The following is a 22,954-nucleotide window of genomic DNA, read 5'->3' on the forward strand; positions in this document are numbered from 1 at the left end:
TGTTGCAAAAGATTCCGGAATACATTTGATTTATTTTAACTACAGATCACTTTGTAAGTGCTTACAATCATTCTACCTATTTTCTACACAGAAGTCAATAGAAAACTGTTGCAATCTTTATTAGTAGTATGTATAATAGACTTAGCGTGTAAGCGCTTACAGAATGTGAGGTGGATTACTGAATGAATATATATGACGTTTCTGAGCGCGCAGGCGTTTCCATTGCTACGGTTTCCCGTGTACTCAACGGCAATCCCAACGTAAGTGAACGCACCCGCAAGAAGGTTCTGGCTGTAATGGATGAGTTGGGTTATACCCCCAATGTTTTTGCCAGGGGACTGGGACTTGATACCATGCAGACCATCGGTATCATGTGTTCTGACTCTTCTGATCCTTATCTTGCTGAGGCGATCTACTATCTGGAGCGGGAACTGCGCAGTCATAATTATGATTCTATCCTCTGCTGTACCGGTTACGACCTGGATGTAAAACAGAAGTATTTTAATCTGCTTCGCTCCAAGCGCGTGGATGCTATTATCCTGGCAGGTTCCAAATTTGTGGAAATGCGTTCCCGGGATAATAATTATATTATAGAAGCTGCCGCAGACGGACTTCCTGTAATGTTAGTAAACGGTTATCTGGAAGGAAAGAATATCTACAGTACTGTCTGTGATGATTATGCCTCTATGTATGATGCCACATTACAGCTGATCCATTCAGGACACAGCCGTATCCTTTATCTTTACACCAGCGTTTCCTACAGCGGTGTTAATAAGATGGAGGGCTACAAAGCAGCATTGAAAGAAAATCGTATCCCGGTTGAGGACTCCATGATTCATCAATGTTCCAAGAGTTTTGAAAATTCCAGGGATCTTCTTTTAAGCCTGAAAGAAGAAGGGCTGAAATTTGACGCAGTTTTGGCTTCTGACGATTCACTGGCCGTAGGAGCCGTAAAATATGCCCATACAGCCGGTATTTCCATGCCGGAAGAGCTTAGTATTATCGGGTATAATAATTCTCTCCTGGCACGTTGTACAGATCCGGAGATCACATCCATTGACAGCAAGGTAGAAGCACTTTGCACCACTACTGTCAATACTTTAATGGGGGTTTTCAGTGGCGCTAATGTCCCAAACCGGACAACCATCGCCTCTGCTTTAATAAAAAGAAAAACCACAAACTTTTAAATTCCAATTTTAAAGGAGGATTTACCACTATGAAACAGTTTTTGGACAAGGACTTCTTATTATCCACAGACATGGCAAAAACAATCTATCATGATTACGCAGAAAATATGCCGATCTTAGACTATCACTGCCATATCAACCCACAGGAGATCTATGAAGACCGTAAGTTTGAAAACATTACCCAGGTATGGCTGGGCGGCGACCATTACAAATGGCGTCAGATGCGTTCTAACGGTGTTGATGAGAAATACATTACCGGCGACGGCACAGACAGAGAGAAATTCCAGGCATGGGCTGAGACAATGCCTAAACTGATCGGCAACCCACTGTATCACTGGAGCCACTTAGAGTTAAGAAGATACTTTGGATACGAAGGCTACTTAAACGGCGATACTGCTGAGGAAGTATGGAACCTGTGCAACGCTAAGTTACAGGAAGACTCCATGACTGTCCGTAACCTGATCAAGCAGTCTAACGTTACTCTGATCTGCACCACTGATGATCCTGTTGACTCTCTGGAATGGCACAAGAAACTGGCTGAAGATACTACTTTTGATGTACAGGTTCTGCCAGCATGGCGTCCAGACAAGGCTATGAACGTAGAGAAGCCAACTTTTGCTGCTTACATGGATCAGTTATCCAAGGTCAGCGGTGTTGAAGTAAAAGATTTCGCATCCTTAAAGGAAGCTTTAAAGAACCGTATGGATTTCTTTACTTCCATGAAGTGCTGTGTATCTGACCACGCATTAGAGTATGTTATGTACGTTCCAGCTACTGAGGATGAAGTAAACGCTATCATCGCTAAGGGCTTAAAGGGCGAAGCAATCTCCAGAGAAGAAGAATTAAAGTACAAGACCGAGTTCATGCTCTTCGTTGCAAAAGAATACACCAAGAGAAACTGGGTTATGCAGCTTCACTACGGATGCAAGCGTGACAACAACGCTTACATGTTTGACAAGTTAGGCGCAGATACCGGTTACGACTGCATCAACAACTACGCTCCAAGCGCACAGATGGCAGATTTCTTAAATGCATTAAGCGCAACCAATGATATTCCTAAGACTATCATTTACTCCTTAAATCCAAACGACAACGCTTCCATCGGCACCATCATCGGCTGCTTCCAGGAGAAATTCCCAGGAAAGATCCAGCAGGGTTCCGCTTGGTGGTTCAATGATCACAAGGTAGGTATGACCGATCAGATGGTATCCCTGGCTAACTTAGGCTGCCTGGGCAACTTCATCGGTATGCTGACCGACTCCAGAAGCTTCTTATCCTACACCAGACATGAGTACTTCCGTCGCGTTCTCTGCGCACTGGTTGGCGGCTGGGTAGAAAACGGCGAATATCCGGCAGATATGAAGTCCTTAGAGTCCATCGTTAAGGGCATCAGCTACAACAACGCTGTTCAGTACTTCGGATTTGATCTGGATGTTGTGAAATAAATAGGGACAACGAACGAATTGTCTGCGCAAGCAGACAGTAGAGTGCGTCAGCACGGAATTCGTGAGTCTAATCGTGAGTCTACACCAGATGCAAAAAGCGCCCCGCCTCACAATGTGAGGTTGGGCGCTTTCTTAATGCCTGCAATTACTTTTCTTATCTCTATTCTTCTTTTAAGTATCCCTTTTTCCGCAGTTCCTGCTCAATAAAATCCAGGTTTTTCTCCGATTCCGCAGTCACTGTATGATAATGGTAATCCCCGGTCAAAACCTTTAAAGGCTGTGCATTGTAGCGGTTCATGCGGTCTACAAACTCTGCTACATCCAGGCGGTTGTTGATGATCAGATCTGCACGGATCTGCCCATACAGCGGATGATCCACTGCCACATCCAGCACATGGCCACCATAATCTACAATGGTCTGAAGTTCGTCCTGGGTATCTTTGGTAGAATGGCAGACGCAGAACACCCGGATACATTTTCTCTTTTTTTCACTTTCCCGGTCAAGAACATATCCCCTGTAAGTAGAAAGGATCTTCTTATCTTCTGCCCGCAAAAGAGCAATATCCTGAACGATCACCTGGCGGCTTACCTTAAAACGATGAGCCAGTTCTGTTCCAGATAATGGAGTGTCGCTCTCCTCTAACAGTGAAAGAATGCCATCTCTTCTTTTTCCGCCTTCTGTCATGATAAAATTCCCTCCTTTTGCGCAGCATGTTCTCTCATTGAGAGCAGTCTGACCATTCGCTGTATACTGCATACGTTTTCTTTTATGCGAAAAAGCGTCCCCTTTCATTCAAGGAGACGCACTTCATCGTTGCAAAGGTTGTGAGTAAAACGGTAAGCCGGGTTATGTCGTTGGATGGTCATCTATCTAGTACTACTGTCGCCAGCAGCATCAAGCAACCTACCCGAAAGCTGACGGGCCGCCATATGCTCTCTGTTTGGTCTTGCTTCGGATGGGGTTTACATGTGCCCCGCCTGTTACCAGCCGGGCGGTAGTCTCTTACACTGCCATTCCACCCTTACCTGCTGCAAATGCAGCGGGCGGTATATTTCTGTTGCACTGTCCCTAGGGTCACCCCCGCCAGACGTTATCTGGCATCCTGCCCTGTGAAGCCCGGACTTTCCTCTCCTGCGTCCTCTCGGTGTCGCAGCAGCGACCATCTGTCTTACTCACAACTTGTTTATTTTAGCATAGTTTCTTTGCCATGTCCATGGGTAAATCCAAAAATATCATATTAAAAATATCATATGTGGACACTTGCTATCCTACACATCCAGACAGCTTCCGCCAATAAATTCCCTTAAAATAGAGTTTTTCGGTATATCCTCGCTGCTGACCCCGATAAAATAATCCAGGAATTTAAGAAGTCGCTTTGCTTCTGTATATTCCGGACAATCCTTTGGAATTCCAAAAAGCAGCGGCTCCACATACTGTTTTAGCACTGCCAGCTCATAGATGAGAGCAGAGTTAAACATAGCATCTGCCTCTTCCTGATAGGGGAAAATATTTTCCTCTTCTCCCTTTCGCACAGATGGCCACATACGGATAGTATCCTGGGCTGACGCCCCTCTTGTCCTTGCATCACGGATCATACGGCGCAGCAGACGGCCATCTGTCGTAGGGATACGGTTGTGCTCGTCAATATTTAACTGGGTCAGAGCACTAATATAGATCTTAAACTTGCTCTCTCTTGGAAGAGAATAGGATAAACGGTCATTTAAGCAATGGATCCCCTCGATCACCAGGATATCATCTTTTCCCAGTTTCAGAAAATCTCCCTTGTATTCCCGTTCTCCTTTTTTGAAGTTATAATAAGGCAGTTCCACACGCTCTCCTCTTAAAAGAGCCTGCATATCCTGATTAAACTGTTCTACATCCAGACATTCCAGGATCTCATAATTATAATTACCATTTTCATCCCTTGGACTGTCCACACGGTTGACAAAATAGTTATCTACCGCGATTGGATGCGGCTTTAAGCCAATAGCCTCCAACTGTACGGACAACCGATGGGAAAATGTTGTCTTTCCAGAGGAAGAAGGACCTGCGATCATAACGATCTTGGCAGTTTTGCGCTCTGCGATCTGGGCCGCGATCTCTGCGATCCGTTTCTCCTGAAGCGCCTCCTGGATCAGGATCAAATGGGACATATCTCCAGCTGCGATCTTGTCATTTAATGCGCCTACTGTCTCCAGATCCAGACGTTTCCCCCACTCTGAAGAGTCCGCAAGTGTATGGAACAGCTTTGGCAGCGGCGCAAACTCCGGCAGCACTGTTGGTGCCAACATAGACGGCAGCATGAGCACAAAGCCATATTCATACAACTTCAGATTGAAATAACGGATATATTTTGTATTGGGAACCATATATCCGTAGAAATAATCCTCAAATCCGTCAATACTGTAAACATTGACTCTGGATACACGGCGGTAGAGGAACAGACGCTCCTTATCGTACATCCGGTGTTTGTGAAAACGCTCTATGGCATCATCCGTAGAAATACTGCGCTTTAAAATCGGGATCTCCTGATCTACGTATTCCTGCATTTTGGCTTTCACCTGGTCAAGAAGCTCCTGGTTCAATGTGAAACTTCCTCTTGCTTCTACAAAAAAACCTTTTCCAATAGAAAAATCCACAATGACCTTTTCCACATTTTCAGGACCTGCCACTGCGTAAAATGCCTTCAGCATCAGAAGGGTGGCACTTCGCTGATATGCGGAAATTCCCGGCTTTTGTCTTGCAGTAATGAACTGCACTTCGCCTTCCCTTATCTTTTCCTGCAGTTCCTGGAGTTTTCCATTTACCTGGACTAATAATATTTCATCGGAATACCCGCTTTGATACTCATCTGCTATCACCTGCCAGGTAATATCATCCAGATATTCCTTTATCTGGGTATTTATTTTCAGTTGGACCATAGGCATCCTCCTTTTCAAAAATGTATTGCTGTACATAGAAAACAATTATAAAAGAACTGTAGGCCATGCAGATGGCGCTGTAACGATCTCCATCTCTACCGGCAGATTTTCCTTCAGATATCCAGCCATATACTGGATAAAAATATGCTCCATTCCGTAATGACCTGCATCGATCACTGCCATATTCCTGGCTGCTGCATCAATTCCCTGGTGATGGCTGATATCACCTGTTACCAGCGCCTTTGCGCCTGCATGGATGGCTTCTTCGATCACACTTCCGCCAGCTCCAGGACAAAGTGCCACTTTTTCTACTTCCATATCCATCAGTTCTTCCCCATACACCAGAACAAAAGGAAGATCAAAAGCCTGCTTTACTTTTTCTGCCAGTGCTTTTACAGTCAGCTTTTCCGCCAGGTTTCCTGTTTTTCCAATACCATATGCCACAGAATTTCCATTTATTTCCATATCCCCCATAGCTTCCAACGGCTCCGTATCCTTTAAAGAAAGACGTTCTGCTGCCAGATCTGCCATACAGCCGGGTGCTGCATCAAAATTGGTGTGCATGGCATAGTAGGAAATATCTGCCTGGATCAGCTTTACCAGACGTCTGGTAATAAAATTCTGGTCATTCACTTTTTTAATAGCCTTAAAAATAAGGGGATGATGGGTCAAAAGCATATCTGCTCCTGCCTTAATGGCTGCATCCACCACCTGGTCCGTTGCATCTAAAGCAATATAGATTTTTTTTACCTCTTTATCACTGCGTCCTGCTAACAGCCCCGGATTATCCCAATCACAGGCACAGCTTTCAGGAGCCAGTTTTCCCAATATTTCGATCACTTCACTGCATTTCATCTTGTGCCTCCCTGATACATGAAAGTTCTTCTTTTAAAGCCTTGCAGGCAGCTGCCTGTCCTGCCGTCAGCTCTTCCTCGCTCTTTCCTGCAAATCCCTTCAAGATCCCTTCCACTCTTTTTTCTTCTTTTAAAAGATACTGCTTTAAAACGGCATCCCTGCGTTTGATCAAAAGCGCCCCGAAGCGATACTCAGGGACCGTTTCACAGACACAAGCGTCTTTTTCATTTGTTCCAAAACCAGCTTTTATCACTGTATAAAACTTTCCCTCATCCAGTATCATTGCCTCGTTTTCAATAAAGAAGCCATTTTCCTTCAGATAACGACGGAATTTTTCCAGATCCGACTGCGGTGAAAAGATCCAGTGGCGGATACTGCTCCAAAGCTGCTTTCCAGCCTCTAAAATGCTGATCTCCAGCTCACCGCCCATTCCCGCAATGATGACTGTATCGGCTTCTTTGGCCTGTAATTTTTCCAGTCCGTTGCTTAAACGGGTCTCTATGGAAATAGCTGCATCCCCCACGTCATGTCTGTATTCTTCTATGTGTTCATCTGCCCTTGCCAAAGGACCTTTTCGCACATCCATAGCCAGAGCACTTTTAATTTTTCCAATTTCTGCCAGATAAATAGGCACATATCCATGATCTGTACCGATATCTGCGATCCGGCTGCCTTCCGGCACAAAAGAAGCAACCAGCTTTAAACGTTCTGAAAGGCGAAGCCTTGTCTTCTTTATCTCTGTTTCCTGTATCTTTTCTGTCATATCTATCCTTCAACTTTCTAAATAGTCCTTTAATTTCCGGCTTCTGCTGGGGTGGCGCAGTTTGCGCAGGGCTTTATCCTCGATCTGGCGGATCCGTTCCCTGGTCACATGAAACTGCTTTCCCACTTCTTCCAATGTTCTTGGCTGCCCGTCATAAAGCCCAAACCGCAATGACAATACCTGCTGTTCTCTCGGAGTCAACGTTTTTAATACTTCCATCAGCTGCTCATGTAAAAACACAAAAGAAGCCTCATCCTGCAAAAAAGACATTTTTTCATCCTGGATAAAATCCACCAGATGACTGTCCTCTTCCTCTCCCACCGGTGTTTCCAAAGAAACCGGCTCCTGGGCCATATTCAGCACTTCTTCTACTTTTTTGCTGGTCATATGTAAGCGTTCTGCAATTTCCTGAGTAGTAGGTTCCCGTCCCAGTTCCTGAAGCATCCTTCTGGAACTTCGCATCACCCGGTTGATGACTTCTACCATATGCACCGGGATGCGGATAGTCCTTGCCTGATCTGCTATCGCCCTTGTAATGGACTGGCGGATCCACCAGGTAGCATAGGTGCTGAAACGGTAGCCTTTTTCGTAATTAAACTTCTCTACCGCCCGCATAAGCCCCAGGTTTCCTTCCTGGACCAGATCTAAAAATGCCATTCCCCTGCCTGCGTAATGCTTGGCAATACTGACTACCAGCCGCAGATTTGCCCTTGCCAGTTTCTCTTTTGCTTCTCTGCTTCCGGCCCTTACTTCCTTTGCCAGCATTAATTCTTCTTCCGGGGTTAAAAGGGAAATTTTTCCAATTTCTTTTAAATACAGGCAGACCGGATCCGCCTGCCCCGTTTTTTCCTCTGATACAGGTTCACTTTCCCCTGCATCCTGCTCTTCCCCTTCATCCAGGATCTGAACCTGGTTTTCCGCTAATATGTCAAGAACGCGGTCCAGTTCTTCCTCTTTCAGCTCTTTTGGTCTGAAATACCGGAAAATATCACGATATTCCAACTGCCGTTTCCCGGCACGGGCATCTGCTAAAAGCCGTCCCATTTTTTCCTTAAAGCTTAAAGATTCCTCTCTGCGCGTTCTTTCCATAGTGTTCCTCCTTAAATCAATCCAAAGATATATGCAGCTGTTTTAACGCTGCCTGCTGCTTTATGATCTCCTGCAGCTGGGCTATATCTTTCGCATTCCGGCTTGCGGTATCCAAACTGTTCTTTCTCACTTTCATCACAGTTTCCGCAAATGCCTTTTTCTGCTCCTCATTGTTTAAGGATTCTTTTAAGCTGGCATTAAATAATGCCGCTACTTCTTTGTACTGGTCTTCATCATTGATGAACCGGCTTAAAATACCTGCCGGATTTACATTTCCTGCTTCATGGCCTTCAAATACCATGACTGCCACCTGATGGTACAGGTCTTCCACAAAATCATCGGCTGTTATAATGCCTTTTATCTTGTCAAATAACGCCGGATTTTCGATCAGCCAGGTAAGCAGCAGTCTCTGGGATCTTCGTATGCCGTCTTCCCGCTCCTGCTTTCTTCCTGTTTTCTTTATGGCCGCCTGGTTCTGCGCTGCCTGTCCCTCATAAGGATTGCCGCCATATTCCGGCCGGCCCATATCATTACCTGGACCGCTTCCATTTTCCCTGGAAATAACATTTCTTCCGGAAGCATCTTCCCTGTAGCTGTCACCGGCTTTTAAGCCCATCTGCATTCCCAGACGGTTTACCAGCTGGCGAAGCTCCTCTTCTTTGATCATCTGCTCCCTGGATACTGCCTGGATGTAATTATCCCGCTCCAGCGGTTCTCCAAACTGTAAAAGCTTCTTTGCTGTTTCCTGATAAAATTTCGTCTTCTGCTCCGGATCTTCTAATTGATAGTTCCGTTTTAATACATCTATTTCAAATAGGAAGCTGTTCTTTGCCTGGGCGATCCGCTCCTTAAAGGCATCAGCCCCCATATTTTTAATAAATTCATCCGGGTCCTTGTATGGCTTCATATTTAAAACTCTGGCAGAAATACCTGCATCCCTTAATATAGGAATGGCACGCAGCGCAGCCTTGATACCGGCACCGTCACTGTCGTAGGTTAAGATCACCTGGTCCGTATACCGCTTTAAAACACCTGCATGCTGGCTGGTAAAGGCTGTTCCCAAAGATGCCACTGCGTTGGTAAAGCCCGCCTGATGCATGGAGATCACATCCAGGTAGCCTTCACATACCAGCATGTATTTTTCCCTGGTGGTCCTTGCATAGTTTAAACCATACAGATTCCGGCTTTTATCAAATAATTTTGTCTCCGGTGAGTTTAAATATTTCGGCTCCCCATCTCCCATGACACGGCCGCCAAAACCGATGACACGGTTGTTCACATCCATGATTGGGAACATAACACGGTTCCAGAATTTATCTCTTCCGCCTCTCTCTTCAATGGTCACAAGGCCTGTCTGGCTTAAAAATGCATCATCATAGCCTTTTTCTTTCAGGAAACGGTACAGATCATCACTGGTCTTATTAGAATAGCCAAGGCCAAACCGGAGCATGGTCTCATCTGTAAGCTTTCGCTTGTCATGGAAATATTCATATGCGATTTTTCCCTGTGGCTGCTTCATCTGGTAGTAGAAATAATTGGCTGCCAGCTTATTTACCTCCAGCAGTCTGGCACGAAATTCCGCCTGCTCCCTGGCTTCTTTGCTGTATTCCATCTTTGGAAGAGTAACTCCCGCCCGGTCTGCTAGGGACTGAAGGGCTTCCTGAAAGGTATAGTTTTCATATTCCATTACAAAGGTAAGAACATTTCCTCCAGCTCCGCAGCCAAAGCAGTAATACATCTGTTTTCCCGGAGAAACGGAAAAAGAAGGTGATTTTTCATTATGGAAAGGACAAAGGCCAAAATAATTGGCTCCTTTTTTCTGCAGCTTTACATATCCTGAAATCACATCTACGATGTCATTCTTCATTCTTACTTCCTCTATGACTTCATCCGGATAGTACATGCTTTTTCTCCCTTCTGTTAAAGTAATATCGGGCACAAAAACATTGCCCCTGTTTTAATATACGTTCCAGCGTTTTGGAACAAATAATTTTTCAAACTGGTCAATGGCATAGATATCACTCATGCCTGCTATGTAGTCGCAAACCACCCGCGAGACTTTTTCTCCCGCATCTAAGAAGTTTAAATACTCCTGTGGCAGCTCATCTACATGATCCATATAGTAGAAATAAAGCTGGGAAAGCATCTGCTGGGCTCTTCCCTCTTCTGCTTTTGGGATCTCATTTTTATATACATGGTCAAACATCCACTGACGAAGACCCATCATGGCCTCTTCCATGCCTTCTGACATAAAGATCCCCGGCTTATCCAGACTGTTTAAGATAATATCGTGGATCATGATATTTAAACGCTCCCGGACGCTGTGGCCTAACACATCTGTATAGCAGACAGGAAGGTCTTTCTCCTCAAACATCTTCGCCCGGATGGCATCATCTATATCGTGGTTGATGTAGGCGATCTTATCAGAGAGACGGACCACGCCGCCTTCTAAGGTAGAAGGATGACCGGCTGTACGGTGATTTCGTATCCCATCCCGCACTTCCCAGGTAAGATTTAAACCTTTTCCATTTTTTTCCAGCTTTTCAACTACTCGGACGCTTTGTTCATAGTGGGTAAAACCATCCTCGCAGATCACATTTAAAATAGCTTCCCCGGAATGTCCAAAGGGCGTATGCCCCAGATCATGCCCTAATGCAATAGCTTCGGTGAGACTTTCATTTAACCGCAGGGCTTTCGCAATGGTCCTTGCGATCTGTGACACTTCTAATGTATGGGTAAGTCTTGTGCGGTAATGATCTCCCTCAGGCGCAAGAAATACCTGGGTCTTATGTTTCATACGGCGAAATGCCTTACAATGCAGAATACGGTCCCTGTCCCGCTGGTATTCCGGCCGGATATCACAGAGAGGTTCCTGCCTGTCTCTGCCCTTTGTTTTTGCAGAAAAAGAGGCATACGGGCTTAAAGTTACAAGTTCCAGTTCTTCCTGAGATTGTCTGATGTTCAATAAGTCACCCCGCTTTTGTGGCGAAAAGGCACTTTGCAGTCCTTTTTCATTTTCGCTATGTATATGTGTATGCTGGTCATTATAATTTTATGACAACTAATTAATTTATCGTACTATTTTTATAGTATAGCACATTTAAAAAACAGACGCCACCGGTAAAATTCCGATGACGCCTGTTTCATTATTCTTTATGCTATTTTGCTTACGCACAATTTCCTACAGTAAGCCTAACAGTGACGGCAGTCCCAGTGAAAGTACAGGAACATAGGTCACAAGCAGCAGACCGATGATGATCATTACAAAGTATGGCAGCAGGTGGCTGATGACACTTTCAATAGTAACGCCGCCTACCTTACAGCCTGTAAACAGGATGGTTCCTACAGGAGGTGTAATGGTACCTACGGACAGGTTGTAGCAAAGTACGATACCAAACTGAACTGCATTCATTCCAAGGCTTGTGCAGATCGGCAGGAAGATTGGAGTGAAGATCAGGATTGCTGGTGTCGGGTCCATGAAAGTACCTACAAACAGCAGGATGATATTAATTAACAGGAAGATGATGATCTTATTGCTTGTAATACCAAGAACAGCTGCAGCTACCATATCCGGAATTCCGGTAAATGCCATTGCCCAGGACATGATAGAAGAAAGTCCGATCATGAAAGTAATGGTACCTGTGATCTTTGCGGACTCCAGTACGATCCTTGGAATATCCTTAATTTTAATAGAACCATAAATTAAGGAAAGAACGGTTGCATAAACAACTGCTACTGCGGAACCTTCGGTTGCGGTAAATACACCGCAAAGAATACCGCCGATTACAATAACGATCATTAAAAGGCTTGGGATCGCCTGCCAGAAAGTCTTTAATACAATGCTGGCTGTCAGCTTTGCTTCGCCTCTGTAGCCTAATTTCTTTGCTGTGATGGTTGCCAGGATGATAACGCCTAAGCCCCAGATGAGACCAGGAACATAACCAGCCATAAACAGTGCGGAAATAGATACACTTCCTGCAACCGTAGAATAAACGATCATAGTGTTGCTTGGGGGGATCAGCATACCAACAGGTGCTGATGCAACGTTTACTGCTGCGGAATAGTTCTTATCATAGCCTTCGGCCTCTTCCAGCGGTCCCATGGTGCTTCCGATGGCTGCAGCAGCTGCTGCACCGGAACCACTGATCGCACCGAAAAGCATGTTTGCGATTACATTGGACTGTGCTAATGCACCAGGCATACGGCCGCCGATGACCTTTGCACAGTTTACAAGTCTTAATGCGATACCACCGTTATTCATAATGTTTCCTGCAAGAATGAAAAACGGGATCGCGATCAGTGAGAATGAGTTGGAACCTGCGAAAATTCTCTGTGCGGATGTTGCAAACGCTACATTGGATGGCAGCATGCAGATCATGGAAACTGCGGAAGAAAGTCCGATTCCCACACCGATGGGCACACCTGCTGCCAGTAATAAAACCAGAAGAACGACCATTACCAGGGCAACCTGAACTGCGATAGACATAACTTACTCTCCTCCTTCTTTCTTGTTCAGTTCTACAGTGAGATTATAGATGCTGTAGAAAATGATCAGTACGCCACATACAGGAATGATACTGTAAATGGTTCCTGTAGGGATCTTAAGGATAGAGTCATACTGCAGCATGTTCATGGTTGTGATAACGGAACCACCATAAACCAGGATCAGCGCAGAGAAGAGAATAATAACTACTTCGATCGCAGCATCTAACAGTCTCTTGGTGCTGCCATTCAGTTTATCCTTTAAATAAGTAATGCAGATATGATCACGCTGTCCAAACACATAGGTTGCAGACAGAAGGATCAGCCATACAAAGCAGTAACGGGTCAGAACTTCGCTGACACTGCTTGGGCTTTTGAACACATAGCGGACTACTACCTGGTATACGGTAAGAAGGACCATAACGATAAAATCAACGATACAGACGAAAGCTAAAAAGCGGTCTAATCCATGTTTTAATGTTTTCATTATTTATTGTCCTCCTCTCTTAAAGCTACTACTGCGTCATAGATCTGCTTTGTCATGTCAGACTGGTTTGCGATCTTATTTAACAGAGGCATGCAGCGCTCACGCAGTTCGTTGGTATCCGGATAGCAGAACTGGGTTCCGGCTTCTTCGGCATCTTTCTTTGCTACTTCAATATCCTGTTTAAATGTTTCAAATTCTTCTTCAGTGGATTCCTTGATCAGTCTGTCGAAGATCTCTCTGTCTTCATCACTTAAGGAATTTAAGAATGCGGTACTTGCAAGTACTACGTCAGGATGTACAATGTGACGGGTGTAAGCATAGTAAGGAGCTACCTCATAATGCTTGAAGTCACGGTAAACCAGCTCACTGTTCTCAGCTGCATCAATAACGCCCTGCTGCAGTGCTGTGTAAACCTCAGACTGTGCCATAACGCTTCCGTTACCGCCCATCAGTTTTGCCATTTCTACATAGGTCGGGCTGTCATTTACACGAATGATCATACCTTTAAGATCGTCTGCAGAATTGATCGGTTTCTTTGCATATACATTTCTCTCGCCTGCTGTATAAACAGTCAGTACACGGAATTTGTATTTTTCAGTAGATGCAAACAGATCATCAAATACCCCGTTTAATGTTGCTTTTTCAAGATGATCGATATTATCATACAGATAAGGTGCACCTACGATCGCAAAGTCAGCGTCATATCCTTCCGGAACGGAACATGGCACAATTGCCATCTGCAGCGCTCCTGTACGGATAAATTCAGCCATTGCTCCCTGCTCTCCTAATACCCCGTTAGGATAAATGGTTACATGATAACGTCCGTTTGTTTCCTTCTCAAATTTTTCCCCAAATGCTTTCATGGCACGATACTGCGGATGGTTCTCGTTCTGGTTGAAAGCTACGCGAATCTCTGTCACCTTCTGTTCGGAAGTACGTCCACAGGCTGTAAGCATACCCATAAGGCAAATAACCCCCACAGCCATTGCCAATTTTTTAAACATACCGGTAAATCCTCCTACTGGTTTTACAAATTGATTTTTCAAATATTTTCTTGCTGTTAACTTGCGTTAACGCATTTTTTAACACTTTTTTTACGGATTTTTCCAATATTATAGCAGTTCAGCATATTGGCCCGAAAATCGTCTTTCAGGCCAGTATTACATGCTGAGCTGCTAAGTTTACTGATCTATAAAATTTTTATATACACAATTATCCTGTACGCAGCGACACTGCCCCCGTAATATAATTACAGCAGTGCTACGCTTACCTTAACTACAACCTTGCGCAGGTTCATAGCTTCGCCGGAGATAACCTGTGGACGATGGATATCGGATGGGAAGAATACACAGAAACATCCCGGACGGGACTCAATGTATCCTTCATCTTCTACAGACTCATAGAAGATCAGGTCTCTTTCCTTAATGTGCTCTGCTACTTTGTAGTTTCCGGTGTTCTTGGTAAATCCAAGACGCTCTCTTCCGGATACTAAGAACTGTACATCCAGATATTTCTCATGAGACTCCGGACGTCTGTCAGCAACATCTTCTGTCATGGCATCAAATACCTGAGCATAGATGTCTTTTCCCTGGATCTCATATACACCAGGTTCCATAGATGCGAAATCGTGGCTCTTTAAGTACTCTAATGCAGTCTGGATCGCTGCAGGGTACTTTTCAAAAGAATCACCATTCTTGATAGATGAAAAGATCATTTTTTCTCTCCCTTTATTTTATTTAAAGCCTTTATAAATAAAAGCTTTTATTTGTTTCTGCCTTCCATTGCATGTACAAGACGTACAATGCACTCATGGCCCGGAACTTCCACACCATACTTGTGTGCTGCACGTACTACAGCGCCGCTGATGGTATCAACTTCTGTTCTTCTGCCATCACGCAGGTCTGCACGGATAGAAGTACAGCCGTTTGGATTGTTGATGGAAGTATTTTTAACTTTTTCACGAACTTTTTCTTCATCGAAATTCAGTCCGGCTGCTGCTGCTGTCTTTACTGTCTCATGGATCAGCTGGCAGCACAGATCCCACGCATACTCGTTAGCTGCAATGTAGCCCATGTCTACCTGGAGAACACCTGTAAGGGCACTTAAGGAAACATTGGTAAACAGCTTGTCCCAGATCAGAGTCTGGATGTTTTCATGGATCTTTACATTAAAACCACACTGGTCAAATGCTTCTTTTAACTGAGGAAGGAAACCTTCCTTGTCTTCTACCAGCATACCAACATTGGTAACACCGGTTCCGCCGCGGCGAACATGTCCCATTCCAAGAACAGCACCATTATCTTCGGTTGTACCGATAACGATATGGTCTTCATCAACGAATTCCTTTAACAGATCTTCGTGTCCCGCACCGTTCTGTAAAGTCATCAGGCGGGTGTTTGGTCCGATCAGACCACGGTTACCCTCTAATGCTGCCCTGGAGAACAGAGCCTTTACAAAGAGGATCACTAAATCTGCCGGTTCCTGTCCTTTCGTGTTGCTGACTGCACCTGGATGATAAGTATGAGTGGTTCCGTCTTCATCGATCAGAAGACCGTTGTTTGCAACCTGCTCTACTACTTTTTCATTGGTATCTACTAAAAGAACATCATTATGCTGGGAAAGATGTCCACCATAGATAGAACCCATTGCTCCTGCACCGATCACTGCAATACGCATTTTACTTTCTCCTTTTCCCATTCTTACGTTTAACGTTTACACTGTGCCTTAAAGCAGATTGCGCCCTGCATAAACTCTTCTTATGCGTGGGCGCAGTCTTTTAAAAGTCCGGGGTTTATTCGGAGAACTCAGCAAGTCCTTCAATTGCATATGCACGAACAGGGCTGGAATCCAGTCCAAGGATTGGAAGTGGGGAATAGCTCATGAAGAATACATCCTTCTTAAGCTGCTCTAAGTTTCTTAAAACTTCCAGGAATACAATGTTCTCTGCCATTAAGATGTCATGGAAAGGCTTAACATCTTCGTTGCAGTTTTCGATGGAAACACCATCACCAAAGCCAACAGCTTTTACCTTGTGAGCCTTGAACCACTCAGCGCTCTCAGCACCAACTAACAGACGCTGATCCTTGTCAGTGTTGGTATCAGGTGTAAATGGATACAGCTTGTAGGAAGAGTCGATGATAACGATATCTCCTTCTCTTACCTTTCCAGCTTCACGGTCTAAGTCAGCAGCGGTGATATGTCCACGCTTAGCAACAGTCTCCTTGAAGTCTACGTATACTGCACGGCCTAAGAAAGTGGTTAAAGGCAGCTCAGCTACAGATGGCCAGTTATCATCATGATGATAAGGGCACTCACAGTGGGTTCCCAGATGGCTCATCAGATCCATGTTGGTGTGGAAATCCGGGATAGCACCGCCGGTATTGAAGCGGAACAGATGGCATCTTCTGCTCTCTGTCTTTGGATCCAGGATCTTGGAAAGATCAACAATTCTTAAGTTACCCATTTCATAAACACACATTTTAGGTTCCTCCTTAAAATTGGTTTTTATTTTCTTTGTTGGCTTTTTTCTCGCCCATCTGTATACCAGTATACCGGTATGTCGGTATACTGTCAAGATTTTCAACGAAATAAAAGTCAACAAATTTTTAACGATGTTTTTGTGCATTTCTGATAATGCACTTTCTTATACCCTTGTCATATATATACAAAATAGATACTTTCAGTTTACAATAAGTTACTTTTCTATACAAGACTTGATTTGAAAATATCCCCTATCCGGCAAAAAAATGGGGAAAATAATAGGAAAATCAATGGTTTTTCTTGACAGACATAACACTTTAGCCTTAAGATTGTATACAGAATTTGATTTAAATATAAAGGATATGGATACAAGAAATGAAAGAAAAAAGCTTCCTGCAGATGCAGGCCTACGATTCCATTAAAAACGGCATTTTAAACGGCGAACTAGAGCCGGGACAGCTCTACTCCGAAACAAAACTGTCCGCAAAAATAGGAATTTCCCGAACCCCTATGCGTGAAGCCCTCCAGTGTTTAAGCCAGGACGGCTATATCACCATTATACCAAGCAAAGGCTTTATGATCCGTCAGTTAAATGAAAAGGATATGAAAGACAGTATCCAGATCCGCTGCGCTATTGAAGGCTTCTGTACCACCGTGATCGCATCACAGACAGATACCAAAGAAGGAAAAGAGTTGCTGCGCAGTTTAAAAATGATCCTGGATAACATGGAAGAAGCATTAAATTCTGACGCTTTGGAAGATTTCATTTATTATGACCATCAGTTCCATCTGCTTATCGTCAACTATCTCCACAATGATGAATTCAACCAGATCTTCCAGCGCCTGCTGTACCTGATCCACTTAACCTCTCAGGATGCCCTTTCCACAGAAGGCCGTATCCAGGGAACTGTGGATGAACATCTGGCTTATTATAACGCATTGAAAGAAGGGGATGGCCAGAAAGCTTACAATATCATGATCGAGCATCTGATGATGCCTCTTAAGGTGCATGAGAAAGTACGGGAAAAGAAAAGTGAAAAGAAATAATATACGCCAAAAGCCGCCTGGATGGGCGGCTTTTTTTGCGTTCACGATTGTTATTGCCAATCTCATGATCCATATTTTGCATTTTCTGCTTTTCAATTTTCCAGCTGACGCACCAGGTTTACCATTTCAATAGCACCAAGGGCACAGTCATAGCCTTTATTTCCTGCTTTTGTTCCTGCACGCTCAATGGCCTGTTCAATATTATCCGTGGTCAGAACTCCAAACATGACCGGAATATCGCTTGTTAAAGACACACTGGCAATGCCTTTAGAAACCTCACTGCACACGTAATCATAATGGCTGGTTGCTCCTCTTATAACAGCTCCCAGGCAGATCACTGCATCATATTTTCCGCTTTTTGCCATTTTAGATGCGATCAACGGGATCTCAAAAGCTCCTGGAACCCATGCAAGATCAATGTCCTCATCTTTTACATCATGGCGCAGCAGGCCGTCTCTGGCACCTGCCACTAATTTTGATACAATAAATTCATTAAATCTGGCTGCTACGATTCCTACTTTGATCTCTCTTGCTACTACTTTTCCTTCTAATGTACGCATGATTTTTGTTTCCTTTCGTATATGTATGTTATTTTAATATTACTGCAGCATATGACCCATACGGATCTTCTTGGTCTGCAGATAAAAATGATCATATTCTGTTTCCTGCATCTGGATCGGTACCCGCTCTGTGATCTTAATGCCAAAGGCAGACAGCTGATACACTTTATCCGGGTTATTGGTAAGTAAACGCATGCTTCTTACTCCCAGGTCTCTTAATATCTGGGCGCCGATATAATATTCTCTTTCATCTCCCTTAAAACCAAGAGCAAGATTGGCTTCTAAGGTATCCATTCCCTGTTCCTGCAGTTCATAGGCTCTTAATTTATTGATCAGGCCGATTCCTCTGCCTTCCTGGCGCATATACAACAGGATGCCTCTGCCCTCTTTTTCAATCTGTGTCATAGCTGCAGCAAACTGCTGACCGCAATCGCAGCGCAGGGAACCGAACACATCTCCAGTAAGGCATTCTGAATGGACTCTGCAAAGCACATCTTCCCCGTTTCCTATATCACCTTTTACCAATGCCACGTGATGTTCTCCGTTCAGTCGGTTTATATATCCATAAGCTTTAAACACGCCATATTTTGTAGGCATTTTCGTTATAGTCACCCGCTCCACCAGCTGTTCGTGGACTTTTCTGTACTCCTGAAGATCTTTGATAGTGATAAATTTGATATTCCATTCTTTCGCCAGTTCCTTTAACTGCGGGGTGCGCATCATGGTTCCGTCTTCTTTCATGATCTCGCAGCAGAGGCCACATTCCTTTAAACCAGCCAGGCGGCACAGATCAACCGTTGCTTCTGTATGTCCATTACGCTCTAAAACACCATTTTTCTTTGCAAGAAGAGGGAACATATGGCCCGGACGTCTAAAATCTTCCGGTTTTGCATCTTCTGCTACGCAGCGCATGGCAGTGATAGAACGCTCTGCTGCAGAGATACCGGTTGTAGTATCAACACAGTCAATGGATACGGTAAACGCAGTTTCATGGTTATCTGTATTCTTTGTGACCATCTGAGGAAGCTGCAATTTTTCCACATAAGCTTCTGACATTGGCATACAGATCAGGCCTTTTCCGTGGACTGCCATGAAATTAATGTTTTCTGTGGTTGCAAATTCTGCCGCACAGATAAAGTCCCCTTCGTTTTCTCTGTCCGGATCATCTGTAACAAGGATCAGTTTTCCCTGTCTTAAATCTTCCAGTGCTTCCTCTACTGTATTAAATCCATTTTCATTAAATCCATTTTCTGTATTCTTCCTCTGATCCATGATATTTCTCCTCTCTTTTTCTCTACGTACTTCGGGATTTTTTAATTCATATCCATTAATACCCGTATTGCATCAGTTTCTCTCTCGTTATTCCGTGAGTTTTTTTCTCATTTTTATCCACTATTGCTCCGTGAGTATTTTTCTCACATATGAACTTTTCCACATATTTCCCTACAATATCATTTTCCAGATTGACCAGATCTCCTGGTCTCCGCTCTCCTAATGTAGTAGCACTCCTTGTATGGGGTATGGTAGAAACAGAGAAAGTTGTCTGCGTTACCTTTGCTACTGTAAGGCTGATTCCGTCAATGGCAATCGAACCTTTTTCTACAATATATCGAAGGATCTGTGGCGGTGCTTCTATGGTGTACCAGATCGCCAGACTGTCTTCTTTTATCTCTGCGATTTTTCCGGTACCGTCAATGTGACCGGATACCATGTGACCTCCAAACCTGCCTCCTGCTGCCATAGCCCGCTCCAGATTTACACTGCTTCCCGGCTTTAGCATTTTAAGTGCAGTGCGGTTTAATGTTTCATGCATTACATCTGCCTGAAATTCATTTTTAGAAAATGCTGTAACCGTAAGACAGATCCCGTTTACTGCAATGCTGTCTCCTTTATGGATATCTTCCATGATCTTCTGCGCTTTTATAGTAAGGACTGCCTGACTGGCGTTTTTCATAATTTTACTGATCGTGCCCTTTTCTTCAATGATCCCCGTAAACATTTCTCTCCACCTCTCCTTCTATCAGCAGGTCCTCTCCCAGAACTCTGACCTTTTTATGTTTGATCAGAAATGCCTGATCCGGTTCTTCTACGCCTCTTCCTTCTACGGGAGTCTTGGCCGTTGTTCCCCCAAAAAGCTTTGGCGCTATATATGCCTGTACTTTCTGAACGATCCCCGCTTCTAATGCCGCCCAGTTAAGAGTACCGCCGCCCTCTAACAGAACGCTGTCTATCTTCTCTTTCCCCAACAGCTCCATAAGATGCTGCAGATCAATATGGCCCATTTTCTTCTCTGTTAAAAGTATTTTGCAGCCCGCCTCTTTATAAGGCCTTTGCAGTTCTTCATCTGATACACAGCAGGCAATGATAGTAGGAATATCCTTTGCGGTTTTTACGATCTTCGAGGTCACAGGCGTCTTTAAATGAGTATCGCAGATAATACGGATGGGATCTCTGCCTCCTTCTATGCGGCAGTTAAGCATAGGATCATCTGCCAGTACCGTACCGATCCCCACCATGATCCCAGTATTTTTCTTTCGCTGTTCATGTACATGATGCCTGGCTTCTTCCCCGGTCACCCATCTGGAAGCACCGGTATAAGCGGCGATCTTTCCATCCATAGTCATGGCGTATTTCATGGTCACATAAGGGCGGCCAGTCTGGATGTAATGGAAAAATACCGGATTTAATCCGTCGCATTCTTCCTTCAACACATGTTCTGTTACCTGTATTCCATGATCCTTTAAAATCCGGATTCCTTTTCCACCCACCAATGGATTGGGATCCCCGGAACCGGTCACTACCCGGCTGATACCTGCTTCTATGATGGCATCTGTGCATGGTGGCTGCTTTCCGTGATGACAGCAGGGTTCCAACGTTACATAGATCGTGGCGCCTTCTGGAGACTGGCTGCAGGAAGCCAACGCATTCCGCTCCGCGTGAGGTTCTCCATATTTTTCATGGTATCCCTGACCAATAATACAGCCATCTTTTACGATCACTGCCCCAACTACCGGATTTGGCGCTGTATAGCCGTACCCCTTCTTCGCCAGCTCAATGGCTACGGACATATATTTTTCGTCTTCACTGTAATTCTCTGTTTTTTTCAAACTTTCGCCTCCTCGTTTTCTTTCAGGAACGCCTAATCCGTTGACACATCTCTAATGCATCCCGCAATATGCATGGCATCAAAAAACGCCCTGGATCCTATCGTATTCTCCAGAGCGTTTTGTAAAAAATGGGAAATTCATGATAATTTTTAAATAACTCAAACACTGCCTAAAAATCAAAAAGCCCTGAAACAATTACTGTTTCAGAGCTGATGTTCAACAAATATCTGATGCTATATCTTACTATATCATCTATCCTGTTCTCTATCTTCTTTCATCCAGACTGTACTGTCGGCCTCGGAATTTCACCGAATCATACCTTGCGGCTCGTGGGCTATACCACCGGTGGGGATTCACACCCCGCCCTGAAGATCTTATTCACTTGTTAGTTGTAACTATAATACTATTTTTTTGAAATTGCAAGAGGTTTTTTAACCATTTTTCTCATTTTCAGAATAATCCCCGCCTTTTCAAAATCCCGTCTGGCCTGGGTCACCTGCCGGATATGGCTTTCTACTGTGGTGCAGCAGCCACCAACAGCTGTAGCTCCATTCTGGAAATAAGATAAAGCATAGTCATAAAAAGTGCGCTTATCATTGGTTCCATGCCAGGTCTTTGTGACTGGGTCATATTCTTCTCCGCTGTTTGGGTATACCGCAATAGGCAGATCTGTAGCGGTCCGAAATTCCCGGATCAGACTGACTATATATGCCGGTTTGGTGCAATTAACTCCTATCATTTTCAGATGAGGATACTTATGGGGATCCCGGGAAAATGCTCTTGCACACTCTGCAATCTTTGTGCCCTCATTAATGTGTTTATCATCCCCACAGGAGAAACTGATCCAGTAATCTGCCCCCATTTCTTCCGCGATTTTAGCCTCTACAAGTGCCTCTCTCAAAGAAGGCTGTGTTTCAAGCAGAAGCAGATCTGCCCCTGCTTCCCACAAAAGCTCCATTCTGTGCTTATGAAATTCATAAAGAGTCTCTTCGGACACTTCATAATGCCCCCGATATTCTGAGCCATCTGCCAGATATGCCCCATATGGGCCTACACTTGCCAGGCACAGCGGCCAGGTATGGCCTGCTTTTTCTCCTTCTTCCTGCCACCACTCTTCTCTCGCTTTCAAAAAGATCTCAACACTTTTGGCGATCAGTTCTTCTGCCTGTTCTTTTGTATATCCAATGTCCATTAGTCCCGGAACTGTTGCCTGATAGCTACAGGTTATCCCGCAGTCCGCCCCTGCCTTAAAATAATTTTTATGGACCTGTTTCACCATTTCCGGCTGATCAGCTAAAACTTTTGCAGTCCACAGTTTTGTATTTAAGTCTATCCCCATATTTTCAAGAGGTGTAGACATGGCTCCATCCAATACAAGCAACGGTGATACTGCCAGTGTTTCCTCTAAAGTTGTGCGTTTAAAAGTCATGAGCAAAATCTCCCTTCTCCGTTGTATCTCTTCCGATCAATTACACACATTATACACTATTTTTGTTACCACTACATCATCTTATAACGATTTTAATCCAA

General features: G+C 44.3%; 21 protein-coding genes, 1 other RNA gene and 1 riboswitch. Of the genes, 3 read left to right on the top strand and 19 right to left on the bottom strand.

Annotation, left to right across the window (positions count from 1 at the left end; translation table 11 throughout):
* Nucleotides 1-182 precede the first annotated feature (182 nt).
* Both DW251_RS13650 and uxaC read left to right on the top strand, forming a co-directional pair.
* Nucleotides 183-1,187 carry a LacI family DNA-binding transcriptional regulator gene (locus DW251_RS13650; RefSeq protein WP_021869920.1) on the top strand — a complete coding sequence of 335 codons (1,005 nt, stop codon included), beginning with the start codon at nt 183-185 and terminating at the stop codon, nt 1,185-1,187.
* A 29-nt stretch (nt 1,188-1,216) separates the two neighbouring features.
* The gene (uxaC, locus tag DW251_RS13655; protein ID WP_021869919.1) at nt 1,217-2,632 is read left to right on the top strand and encodes a glucuronate isomerase; all 1,416 of its coding nucleotides are present in this window, start codon (nt 1,217-1,219) and stop codon (nt 2,630-2,632) included.
* Nucleotides 2,633-2,792: 160 nt separating this feature from the next.
* Here the strand turns inward: uxaC and DW251_RS13660 are convergent, their stop codons facing one another.
* The 14 genes from DW251_RS13660 to DW251_RS13725 form a co-directional block, all read right to left on the bottom strand.
* Complete coding sequence (locus DW251_RS13660; RefSeq protein WP_021869918.1) at nt 2,793-3,317, bottom strand: transcription repressor NadR; 525 nt, start codon at nt 3,315-3,317, stop codon at nt 2,793-2,795.
* A gap of 137 nt (nt 3,318-3,454) precedes the next feature.
* Nucleotides 3,455-3,808, bottom strand: an RNA gene (gene rnpB, locus DW251_RS13665) — RNase P RNA component class A.
* Between the two features lie 93 nt (nt 3,809-3,901).
* On the bottom strand, nt 3,902-5,554 hold the full coding sequence (locus DW251_RS13670) for a nucleoside kinase (RefSeq protein ID WP_021869917.1): 1,653 nt from the start codon (nt 5,552-5,554) through the stop codon (nt 3,902-3,904).
* 45 nt (nt 5,555-5,599) lie between these two features.
* Nucleotides 5,600-6,409 carry a Nif3-like dinuclear metal center hexameric protein gene (locus DW251_RS13675; protein ID WP_021869916.1) on the bottom strand — a complete coding sequence of 270 codons (810 nt, stop codon included), beginning with the start codon at nt 6,407-6,409 and terminating at the stop codon, nt 5,600-5,602.
* Nucleotides 6,396-7,172 carry a class I SAM-dependent methyltransferase gene (locus tag DW251_RS13680; RefSeq protein WP_118301479.1) on the bottom strand — a complete coding sequence of 259 codons (777 nt, stop codon included), beginning with the start codon at nt 7,170-7,172 and terminating at the stop codon, nt 6,396-6,398. Before DW251_RS13680 ends, DW251_RS13675 begins: the two co-directional genes overlap by 14 nt.
* A 9-nt stretch (nt 7,173-7,181) precedes the next feature.
* Complete coding sequence (rpoD, locus tag DW251_RS13685; protein WP_021869914.1) at nt 7,182-8,261, bottom strand: RNA polymerase sigma factor RpoD; 1,080 nt, start codon at nt 8,259-8,261, stop codon at nt 7,182-7,184.
* 16 nt (nt 8,262-8,277) lie between these two features.
* A complete protein-coding gene (gene dnaG / locus DW251_RS13690; protein ID WP_021869913.1) occupies nt 8,278-10,164 on the bottom strand; it encodes a DNA primase in 1,887 nt (628 codons plus the stop codon).
* 54 nt (nt 10,165-10,218) lie between these two features.
* The gene (locus DW251_RS13695) at nt 10,219-11,226 is read right to left on the bottom strand and encodes a deoxyguanosinetriphosphate triphosphohydrolase (RefSeq protein ID WP_118301480.1); all 1,008 of its coding nucleotides are present in this window, start codon (nt 11,224-11,226) and stop codon (nt 10,219-10,221) included.
* Nucleotides 11,227-11,442: 216 nt separating this feature from the next.
* Nucleotides 11,443-12,747: a TRAP transporter large permease gene (locus DW251_RS13700; RefSeq protein ID WP_021869911.1), complete on the bottom strand. Its 1,305-nt coding sequence runs from the start codon at nt 12,745-12,747 to the stop codon at nt 11,443-11,445.
* A 3-nt stretch (nt 12,748-12,750) separates the two neighbouring features.
* Entirely contained in the window at nt 12,751-13,230 is a 480-nt protein-coding gene (locus DW251_RS13705; protein ID WP_021869910.1) for a TRAP transporter small permease, read from the bottom strand.
* Complete coding sequence (locus DW251_RS13710) at nt 13,230-14,234, bottom strand: TRAP transporter substrate-binding protein (protein WP_021869909.1); 1,005 nt, start codon at nt 14,232-14,234, stop codon at nt 13,230-13,232. Before DW251_RS13710 ends, DW251_RS13705 begins: the two co-directional genes overlap by 1 nt.
* 245 nt (nt 14,235-14,479) lie before the next feature.
* Nucleotides 14,480-14,944, bottom strand: coding sequence for a YhcH/YjgK/YiaL family protein (locus DW251_RS13715; RefSeq protein ID WP_021869908.1), 465 nt, complete (start codon nt 14,942-14,944; stop codon nt 14,480-14,482).
* Between the two features lie 47 nt (nt 14,945-14,991).
* Nucleotides 14,992-15,906, bottom strand: a complete 915-nt coding sequence (locus DW251_RS13720) for a ketopantoate reductase family protein (RefSeq protein WP_021869907.1) — start codon at nt 15,904-15,906, stop codon at nt 14,992-14,994.
* Nucleotides 15,907-16,021: 115 nt separating this feature from the next.
* The gene (locus DW251_RS13725; protein ID WP_021869906.1) at nt 16,022-16,708 is read right to left on the bottom strand and encodes a cyclase family protein; all 687 of its coding nucleotides are present in this window, start codon (nt 16,706-16,708) and stop codon (nt 16,022-16,024) included.
* Nucleotides 16,709-17,085: 377 nt separating this feature from the next.
* Between DW251_RS13725 and DW251_RS13730 the strand changes: the two genes are divergently transcribed.
* A complete protein-coding gene (locus tag DW251_RS13730) occupies nt 17,086-17,757 on the top strand; it encodes a GntR family transcriptional regulator (RefSeq protein ID WP_021869904.1) in 672 nt (223 codons plus the stop codon).
* Nucleotides 17,758-17,849: 92 nt separating this feature from the next.
* Here the strand turns inward: DW251_RS13730 and ribE are convergent, their stop codons facing one another.
* The 5 genes from ribE to mmuM all read right to left on the bottom strand — a co-directional run bounded on the left by ribE (nt 17,850) and on the right by mmuM (nt 22,853).
* Entirely contained in the window at nt 17,850-18,317 is a 468-nt protein-coding gene (ribE, locus tag DW251_RS13735; RefSeq protein ID WP_021869903.1) for a 6,7-dimethyl-8-ribityllumazine synthase, read from the bottom strand.
* A gap of 39 nt (nt 18,318-18,356) precedes the next feature.
* A complete protein-coding gene (locus tag DW251_RS13740) occupies nt 18,357-19,589 on the bottom strand; it encodes a bifunctional 3,4-dihydroxy-2-butanone-4-phosphate synthase/GTP cyclohydrolase II (RefSeq protein ID WP_021869902.1) in 1,233 nt (410 codons plus the stop codon).
* Between the two features lie 55 nt (nt 19,590-19,644).
* Nucleotides 19,645-20,316 (bottom strand): riboflavin synthase, encoded by a 672-nt coding sequence (locus DW251_RS13745; RefSeq protein WP_118301481.1) that lies wholly within the window; start codon nt 20,314-20,316, stop codon nt 19,645-19,647.
* Complete coding sequence (gene ribD / locus DW251_RS13750; protein ID WP_021869901.1) at nt 20,297-21,424, bottom strand: bifunctional diaminohydroxyphosphoribosylaminopyrimidine deaminase/5-amino-6-(5-phosphoribosylamino)uracil reductase RibD; 1,128 nt, start codon at nt 21,422-21,424, stop codon at nt 20,297-20,299. The genes DW251_RS13745 and ribD overlap by 20 nt, the downstream gene beginning before the upstream one ends.
* Before the next feature lie 262 nt (nt 21,425-21,686).
* A riboswitch (FMN riboswitch) is annotated at nt 21,687-21,801 on the bottom strand.
* Between the two features lie 26 nt (nt 21,802-21,827).
* Nucleotides 21,828-22,853, bottom strand: a complete 1,026-nt coding sequence (mmuM, locus tag DW251_RS13755; RefSeq protein WP_118301482.1) for a homocysteine S-methyltransferase — start codon at nt 22,851-22,853, stop codon at nt 21,828-21,830.
* Nucleotides 22,854-22,954: the final 101 nt, after the last annotated feature.

It is taken from the genome of Clostridium sp. AM22-11AC (assembly GCF_003473545.1).
Taxonomy (GTDB): Bacteria; Bacillota; Clostridia; order Lachnospirales; family Lachnospiraceae; genus Enterocloster.

Excerpts from the sequence above, each read along its gene's own strand:
- DW251_RS13650 (WP_021869920.1), top strand. The coding sequence starts at position 183 with ATGAATATATATGACGTTTCTGAGCGCGCAGGCGTTTCCATTGCTACG.
- DW251_RS13715 (WP_021869908.1), bottom strand. The coding sequence starts at position 14,944 with ATGATCTTTTCATCTATCAAGAATGGTGATTCTTTTGAAAAGTACCCT.
- DW251_RS13745 (WP_118301481.1), bottom strand. The coding sequence starts at position 20,316 with ATGTTTACGGGGATCATTGAAGAAAAGGGCACGATCAGTAAAATTATG.
- DW251_RS13720 (WP_021869907.1), bottom strand. The coding sequence starts at position 15,906 with ATGCGTATTGCAGTGATCGGTGCAGGAGCAATGGGTTCTATCTATGGT.
- DW251_RS13740 (WP_021869902.1), bottom strand. The coding sequence starts at position 19,589 with ATGGATCAGAGGAAGAATACAGAAAATGGATTTAATGAAAATGGATTT.
- DW251_RS13700 (WP_021869911.1), bottom strand. The coding sequence starts at position 12,747 with ATGTCTATCGCAGTTCAGGTTGCCCTGGTAATGGTCGTTCTTCTGGTT.
- DW251_RS13675 (WP_021869916.1), bottom strand. The coding sequence starts at position 6,409 with ATGAAATGCAGTGAAGTGATCGAAATATTGGGAAAACTGGCTCCTGAA.
- DW251_RS13670 (WP_021869917.1), bottom strand. The coding sequence starts at position 5,554 with ATGGTCCAACTGAAAATAAATACCCAGATAAAGGAATATCTGGATGAT.
- uxaC (WP_021869919.1), top strand. The coding sequence starts at position 1,217 with ATGAAACAGTTTTTGGACAAGGACTTCTTATTATCCACAGACATGGCA.
- DW251_RS13705 (WP_021869910.1), bottom strand. The coding sequence starts at position 13,230 with ATGAAAACATTAAAACATGGATTAGACCGCTTTTTAGCTTTCGTCTGT.
- DW251_RS13710 (WP_021869909.1), bottom strand. The coding sequence starts at position 14,234 with ATGTTTAAAAAATTGGCAATGGCTGTGGGGGTTATTTGCCTTATGGGT.
- DW251_RS13725 (WP_021869906.1), bottom strand. The coding sequence starts at position 16,708 with ATGTGTGTTTATGAAATGGGTAACTTAAGAATTGTTGATCTTTCCAAG.
- dnaG (WP_021869913.1), bottom strand. The coding sequence starts at position 10,164 with ATGTACTATCCGGATGAAGTCATAGAGGAAGTAAGAATGAAGAATGAC.
- mmuM (WP_118301482.1), bottom strand. The coding sequence starts at position 22,853 with ATGACTTTTAAACGCACAACTTTAGAGGAAACACTGGCAGTATCACCG.
- DW251_RS13730 (WP_021869904.1), top strand. The coding sequence starts at position 17,086 with ATGAAAGAAAAAAGCTTCCTGCAGATGCAGGCCTACGATTCCATTAAA.
- DW251_RS13660 (WP_021869918.1), bottom strand. The coding sequence starts at position 3,317 with ATGACAGAAGGCGGAAAAAGAAGAGATGGCATTCTTTCACTGTTAGAG.
- DW251_RS13680 (WP_118301479.1), bottom strand. The coding sequence starts at position 7,172 with ATGACAGAAAAGATACAGGAAACAGAGATAAAGAAGACAAGGCTTCGC.
- rpoD (WP_021869914.1), bottom strand. The coding sequence starts at position 8,261 with ATGGAAAGAACGCGCAGAGAGGAATCTTTAAGCTTTAAGGAAAAAATG.
- ribE (WP_021869903.1), bottom strand. The coding sequence starts at position 18,317 with ATGCGTACATTAGAAGGAAAAGTAGTAGCAAGAGAGATCAAAGTAGGA.